Source organism: Caulobacter sp. D5, from assembly GCF_003185805.1.
Lineage (GTDB): Bacteria > Pseudomonadota > Alphaproteobacteria > Caulobacterales > Caulobacteraceae > Caulobacter.
Window position 1 is genome coordinate 1 of record NZ_QHJY01000464.1, and the last position, 3,174, is coordinate 3,174.

Sequence of the window (3,174 nt, forward strand, 5' to 3'; positions counted from 1 at the left end):
AACTGGAGAACACGGCCACGGCCGACTCCAACCAGACCGGCCCCGACACCGACGACGCCACCGTGCCTGTGCTGCAGAGAGCGAGCATCGACATCGAGAAGTACGTCTCGATCGACGGCGGCGCGACCTGGGACGACGCGGACAACCCGATGGGGCCGATCGCCACCTCCGGCGCCAACGTCATGTTCAAGTTCGTGGTCGCCAACACCGGCAACGTCACCCTGACCAACGCCTCGGTGACTGACTCCGTGTTCGACCTGAACGGCGCGGCGGCGGGCACGGCGCGGGCGCTGGGAACCCTGGGGGTCGGCGCCAGCACCGAGTTCCAGATCTCCGCCTCCTGGACCGCCGGCCAGCACGTCAACGACGCCACCGCTTCGGGCAGCTACTCCGGCGGTCCGGTCAGCGACCACGACCTGGCCTACTACTACGGGCTGATCGACACGGTCGGCACCCGCACCCCCGGGTTCTGGCTGTCGCCCAACGGCCTCACCTTCTGGGACGGCACGGTGGGCAACGAAACCAAGTCCGGGCCTGATTTCCCCGACGGCGAACTGCTGGCCTTCAACAACGGCATCACCGACGGCCCCGACCCGGGCAGCAGCAACAAGGAGGAACGCTACATCCTGCTGGGCGACTACAACGGCAACGGGACCACCGACGTCGGAGAGGACACCCTCAAGATGTCGCTGGCCCTGGCGCTGAAGGTCATCGACGCCTCGCAGAAGCCTTCGCAGGACGCCCGCTACGTCCTGGGTCGCGACGTCATCGCCGCCTGGCTGAACTTCGAGGCCGGCAACGCCACCGGCGATCCGCTCGACCCGGGAAGCCCCGCCTACAAGATGAACAAGGCCATCGACTGGCTGCAGCAGTACGCCGACGCCAATCATGACGGCGTCGCCGACTTCAACGGTCAGGCGATCAAGCAGAACAGCGCGGCCTGGCAAGGATCGGGCGCGGCGCTTCACACGGCGCTCGACGAGTACAACAACCACGGCTCGATCGGCGGCGTGGTCTTCGCCGGCAGCGGCGACGATCTCCTGTTCACCACCATGCTGACCCGCTTCCACGAGGACGCCCTCGCATGAGCGGGCGGGGCGGCGAGGGCAGGGCGGGAGGCTCGGGGCGGCGCGCCCTTCCCGAGCCGCTGGCCGGCGCATTGGGAACCTGCCGGCGGCATCTGCTGATCGCCGCCGGCTTCAGCGCCCTGGTCAACATCCTCTACCTGGCGCCGACCCTCTACATGCTGCAGATCTACGACAGGGTCCTGCCCACCGGCGGGCTCCTGTCGTTGGCGTTTCTGACCGTGGCGGTCGTCTTCGCCCTGGCCACCCTGGCCGTGCTCGACAGCCTTCGCCAGCGCATCCTGGTGCGTCTTGGCCTGCGCCTCGACCGCCAGCTGGCCCCAGAGGTGTTGACCCGTCTGACCGGCGGTCTTGGTCCGGACTCCGGGCCGCGGCTGCGCCAGGCCATGCGCGAGTTCGACGCCTTCCGCAACGTCGTCTCCGGTCCCGCGGCCACGGCGATGCTCGACGCTCCCTGGACCCCGATCTACCTGACGCTCTGCTTCGTCCTGCACCCGCTGCTGGGCGTCATCTCGGTGATCGGGGCGGGGGTCCTGCTGATCCTGGCCATCCTCAACGAGCAGGCCACGCGCACCAAGCTCGAGGCCCTGAACCAGGCCTCGGCCGAGGCCTACGCCACGCAGGAGGCGATCGCCAGCCAGGGCGGGCTGGTCAAGGCCCTGGGCATGCGCGAGCCCCTGATCGTGCGCCAGTTGCTCGATCGCCGCGCCGCCGTCGGCCTGCAGGCCGACGCCCAGTTCACCGGCGGGGTCTATACCGGCCTGATCCGCTTCCTGCGCCTGAGCCTGCAATCCCTGGCGCTGGGGACCGGCGCCTGGCTGGCCGTGCGCCACGAGATCTCGGCCGGCGGCGTGATCGCCGCCTCGATCCTGCTGAGCCGCAGCCTGGCGCCCGTCGAGCAGATCGTCGGGGCCTGGAGAAGCGTGATCCAGGCGCGCGACGGCCTTCGCACCCTGGTCGACCTGTTCGAGCGCGCTCCGGCCGCGCCGGTCCGCACGCGCCTGCCCGAGCCCAAGGGCCGGCTGCGGGCCGAGCAGGCCGGCGTCCGCGCCCCCGACGGCGCGGGCATGATCCTGCGCGGCGTCTCCTTCGACCTCAATCCCGGCGAGATCATCGGCGTCGTCGGTCCCAGCGGCGCGGGCAAGACCACCCTGGCCAGGGTGCTGGTCGGCGCCCTGACGCCCGACCAGGGCTGCGTGCGCATCGACGGCGCGGACCTTTCCGACTGGCAGTCCGAGCGTCTCGCCGCCCACATCGGCTACCTGCCGCAGAACTGCGGCCTGTTCGCCGGCACGGTGAAGGAGAACATCGCCCGCTTCGCCAGCATCACCGAGACCGACCCGCGCGAGATCGACGAGCGGGCGGTGGCGGCGGCGACCGCGGCCGGCGCGCACGAGATGATCCTGCGCCTGCCCCAGGCCTACGACACGCCTCTGGGACCGGGCGGGGCGGGGGTGTCGGCCGGCCAGGCCCAGCGCCTGGCCCTGGCCCGGGCCCTCTACGGCGGACCCCAGGTGTTCGTGCTCGACGAGCCCAACTCCAATCTCGACTTCGAGGGCGAGACGGCGCTGGAGCACGCGATCGCGGCCCAGAAGGCGAGGGGGGCGGCCCTGGTGGTCATCGCCCACCGCCTCAACATCCTGGGCGTGGCCGACAAGCTGCTGGTGCTGCGTGACGGCGCCATGGATCTCTACGGCCCGCGCCGCGAGGTGCTGCAGGCCCTGGAGGCCCGGGTCGCCGGCCTGCCCCGGCCGGCTAACGCGCCGCCCGACCTGCGGGTGACCGGGGGCGCGCCATGACCGCCGCGCTCGCCGTCAGAAAAGACCGAGCTCTGACCACGGTCGACGCCTACAAGGAAGACGGCCCCACCGACGGCCCCCACTGGGAGCTCCGCGTAGGCCTCGCCGCCGCCGGCCTGTTCTTCGTCGGCTTCATGGGCTGGGCGGCCTTCGCGCCGCTCGACGCGGGGGCTTATGCGCAAGGCGTCGTCGTGGTCTCGGGCAGCCGCCAGGCGGTGCAGCATCGCGAGGGCGGGGTGATCTCGGCCCTGCGGGTGCAGGAGGGCGACAAGGTCAGCCAGGGCCAGGTG

General features: G+C 71.2%; 2 protein-coding genes and 1 pseudogene. All 3 read left to right on the plus strand.

Annotation, left to right across the window (positions count from 1 at the left end; translation table 11 throughout):
- A partial coding sequence (locus DMC18_RS23645; protein WP_199232623.1) for a hypothetical protein occupies window positions 1-1,088 on the plus strand: 1,088 nt, incomplete at its 5' end.
- Entirely contained in the window at window positions 1,085-2,884 is a 1,800-nt protein-coding gene (locus DMC18_RS23650; protein WP_110133370.1) for a type I secretion system permease/ATPase, read from the plus strand. The genes DMC18_RS23645 and DMC18_RS23650, both read left to right, overlap by 4 nt.
- A pseudogene (locus tag DMC18_RS23655) lies at window positions 2,881-3,174 on the plus strand (hemolysin D); the annotation flags it as partial. The gene DMC18_RS23650 and the pseudogene DMC18_RS23655, both read left to right, overlap by 4 nt.